The sequence below is a fragment of the Sphingopyxis sp. genome (assembly GCF_036402335.1).
In the GTDB taxonomy this organism is placed as follows: Bacteria; Pseudomonadota; Alphaproteobacteria; order Sphingomonadales; family Sphingomonadaceae; genus Sphingopyxis.
In genome coordinates this window covers 1-3,981 of sequence record NZ_DASWTD010000441.1, presented here as the reverse complement: position 1 = coordinate 3,981, position 3,981 = coordinate 1, and the positions used below count along the sequence as shown (strand labels likewise).

The window sequence follows — 3,981 nt, the reverse complement described above, 5'->3', positions numbered from 1 at the left end:
GCATCATTCGCCTCCAAACCCCGTTCGCATCGAGCGAAGTCGAGATGCCGTGAAGGCACGCGCGACCGATGGGCCTCTCGACTTCGCTCGACGCGAACGGATTGTATGGAAACAGCTCCATCAGAAACTCAAAATCACATTGGCGAGGATCGACACATAGGCGTCGTTCTTTTTCTTGTTGTCGAACAGGTCCTTGAACCCCTTGCCCGGCAGCAGCACCGCGCCGCTGAGGCGCCCGACGATGTTCTGCGTCGCCTTCGGCCGCCAGATCGTCGCGACCGACAGGTCGAAGCCGATATCCCTGGGGATCGACCCCTCGCTGCGCAGCACCTGCAACGACGAGGTGTTCTCGAACCAGAGATGGTTGAAATTGGTGCTGACGCGGAATTCGGGGGTCAGGTCGAAATCGGCGCCCGCGCCGATGAAGACGGTGCCGGGATTGTTGAAATTGGACTGCCCCTCTTCCTTCGACGAACGCAGCGAGTTCAATATGCCGTTGCGCCCGCTGATCGAGATCACGCGCCCACCGCCGGCGAAGGGGATCGTCTGGCGAATCCAGTAGCTGGTGTCGGCGCCGCCGAAGATCGGATTCTCGAAGATCGCGTCGTAGCCGCCTTCGGTATTGTTATACGGATCGCCGTCGCCGGTGGCGTAGAGCCCCGACAGGCGGAAGCGCATCCAGTCGTGATCGTAACTGAGCTCGACCGCGCCGAAGCCCGCGCGAATTTCCGCCTTCTTGCTCGTGAAGAAACTGTTCCGGTCTTCGCCAAGCGCGGCATAGAAGCTCGCGGTAAGGTTGATCCGCCCGATGCGCCCGTCAGCACTGTAACCGAGGTAAACGACGTCATATTCGCGCCCGCGCAGGTCGCCGAGCAGCGCAGGGCGCACCGGGAAACCATTGTGATCGATCTGCACGTCGTTCTTTTCGCGATTCATATTGTAGGTCACGCTGACCTGGCTGGTCAGCCCGACGAACGGGAAATCCTGGCGGTAGAGATTGCCGGTGAAGATGAAGTCGCTGCGCGGCGTCTGGGTGATGTCGTTGAGGCCGCTGTTGGTGTCCTTTTCAAGCCGCCAGAAGGCCGCGAGATTATATTGGAAGCGGTTGTTGTCGCGGTTGCCGAACAGGCGGATGCCAAGCTGGCTGTCGTTGAACAGGAAACCGCGGAAATCGCTCTGGAACGGCTGGATGCCGAGACGGACCGAATAGAAATCATAGCGGTCGGACGTGTTGCCCAAATGCTTGTCGACGAACAATTCCTGCACGCCGAGGAAGCTGTCATAGCGATGGCTCGCCTTCGACGGACGCACGTCGAGCACGCGCCGTTCGGGCACGTCGACATAATTGGCCTGATACGCCAGCGTGACGCGATATTCGATGTCGGGCGGCTTGAACGCGGTCGAACCCTTGATCAGCGCGGCGCCCGCGATGAAGGTCTGCGCAAAGACGAAGCTGCGGTCCTTGCCGAATACATCGAGGCTGCCCGGCCGCTCGGTCGTCTGGACCCCTACGGGAATCGGGAAAGTGCGCGGTTCGAACACCGTATCGGACACCGCATTGGCGACGAAGAACCAGTCATCACCCTTGATCGGCAGCCATTTCACCTTGCTGCGGTCAATCGCGCGGTCGCCCTTGTACGTGTTCTGGTGGTACGGATCGAACCAGCGTTCCTTGACGACGCCGAGCGTCTCGATCAGCCGCCAGCGGTCGGGGACGGGCAGTTGATCCTCCATCCCCGGAAAGGCCTGCGGCGGCGGTGGACGCAGCGCGCCGACATTGTCCTGCGTCAGCGCGTCGGGAAGGTCGGGAGTATAGCCGGGACGGCGACGTCCCTCGATGATCCCCGTGACGAGGTCGTCCTTGACCATCTCCTGCCAGTCGACCGGCGGTGGCGGCGGGATCAGCTCTTCAGCAGGCTGCTCGGCGGGCGCGGCTTCCCCCGCCACCGGCGGCCCCTCGGGAGCGGGCGGCGGCGGCTGCGCAACGGCGGCGCCCGGTGCGCCCTGCGCCGCGAGTGCCGCGATGACCGGCCAAAGGCTGCCCCCCGTCATCATCGCCTATAGACCGTCGCAGACATTCTGATCCGCCGTGTCGAGAAACGGAGCGAACGGGCAGCTGATGTAACGCAGGCGAACCCCGGCGCCGACATTGACAACGATGGTGTCGGCACGGATCGTGGCCGGCGCATTGCCGATGCCGCCGACGCGCGCACCGCCGTTATGGAGACCAAGGAAGCTGATCATGTCGTCCTGGTCGATGCCGTCGCCCGACACCCCGATCGCACCGACAAGCTGGTTGCCGCGATAGATCGGGACCGATCCCGGAAAAATCTGGATACCGTTCTGCAACCGGTTTTGCCCCGGCGCGACGTCGGGCAGGGTCGTGCAGCGCCGCGGCGTGTCGGCCGGGTTGATGGCCGACACGAATTTCAGATGCGCGTCGAGATTGCCGATGATCAGCGCCGACTGCAGCCCGGTCGAGAAGGGATTGAACTGTGCGATCGGGCGCGACAGCGGTCCTTGCGGACGGCCGACCTCCCCGTCGGGGAAATAGGGCCGCGACAGATTGCCGTTCGCGCGGTCCGAAAAGGCGATCTTGCCGGTGAGCGCAGCGGAATTATTGAGGAAAGTCCGCGTGGCGGTCACGAATTGACGGACGTCGGCGCTGGCATTGGCGCTCAGCTCGCTTCCCGCCTGCGCGCCCGAGAAAAAGGCCGCGGTTCGCGCCTTCTGCAGGCTGACGTCGGTGCCGAAAATCGGTGCGTCCGGTGAACGAACAATGCCGAGCACCGATCCGTGGGTGTCGACGATGCTGATCGTCACCTGCGCGCGGCTGTCGAGCGGACGGCGAATCTGCGCGCGCGCGCGACTCATCACCGCGAAAGCGTCCTCCAGCACCGCGCGCGCCTCGGCCTGCGTCAGCGGCGCGCTGTTCGTTGCGCCGTCGGTGCCGGCGCGAACGGGATAACGATTGGTCCCGCTGCCGTCGGTGAGGATGAAGGCGTCGCGGTTGGAGAATTCCGCGGCGGTCGAGGCGCGAATGCCCGACGCTTCGGTCCCGTAGGCGATCCCGGCCGTCACGGCGGCATTGGCATAGCCGGTGACCGCGACGAGATTGCCCGCGGTGCCGTTGAGGCTCGCGAAGCTTGCGCTGCCGTTCGACATCACACCGGCGAAGCTTGCGTCCGAAAAGCGCAGGCTCGTCCCGTCGACGGTGATCTTGTCGGCGGTGATCGTGCTCGGCGCCTCGAACCCGCGCGTGCCCGCAAGCGCGATGAATTCCTCGGGGTCGTTGTCGATATCGAGGATGTTCGGATCGCTGCCATAGACGCCGTCGCCCATCACCCCGATGCCGCCGACGAGCACGCCATTCTTGTAGAGCGGCAGCCCGCCCGGGTCGGCGGCGAGGCCGAGCGGCGAGCGCTTGGGGCCGATCAGCGCCGCGTTGCCTGCGGCACCGAAGCGCGCCGACAGGTCGCTGCACGGCAGCTGGCTGAACTGCACCCCGAACAGAGGTCCGCTTTCGAGGCCGACGGTGGTCGGCGCGGGCGGGAAATGTTCCTGGACGATCTGGCTCGCGGTGCGCGTCGAAAAGGCATTGCCGCCGCTCGACAGATAGGCGCCGGTGACCGCCTTGGCGATCGCGCCCCCCTCGGCGGGGAAGGTGACATTTTGCGCGTCGATATTGACGCCGTTCGGTGCGGCCGAGGTCGTAGCGTTTGCACGTGCGCCATTCATGCGGAAGACGCCGAGGACATTGCCGACGCGGTCGGTCACCGCGATCACCGACGGCAGGCTGCGCGCCTGCGCTTCGGATATGGCCTGCGCGAGCACGCGCTCGACGTCGGCGGTGGTCAGCGCCTCGGCGGCGGGCGGCGTGTAGACCGTCGTCGGCGTGGGGGTCGGGGTCGGCGTGGGCGTCGGGGTCGGCGTACCGCCACCGCCGCCGCCCCCACCCCCGCACGCGGTGAGCAGCAAGGC

2 protein-coding genes are annotated in these 3,981 nt (G+C 65.3%); both read right to left on the bottom strand.

Annotated features, from left to right (window positions below):
* Positions 1-120: 120 nt before the first annotated feature.
* Entirely contained in the window at positions 121-2,055 is a 1,935-nt protein-coding gene (locus VGD20_RS14195) for a hypothetical protein (protein ID WP_331135072.1), read from the bottom strand.
* 3 nt (positions 2,056-2,058) lie between these two features.
* The coding region (locus VGD20_RS14190) for a heme-binding protein (protein WP_331135071.1) at positions 2,059-3,981 on the bottom strand (1,923 nt) is incomplete at its 5' end.

Excerpts from the sequence above, each read along its gene's own strand:
- VGD20_RS14195 (WP_331135072.1), bottom strand. The coding sequence starts at position 2,055 with ATGATGACGGGGGGCAGCCTTTGGCCGGTCATCGCGGCACTCGCGGCG.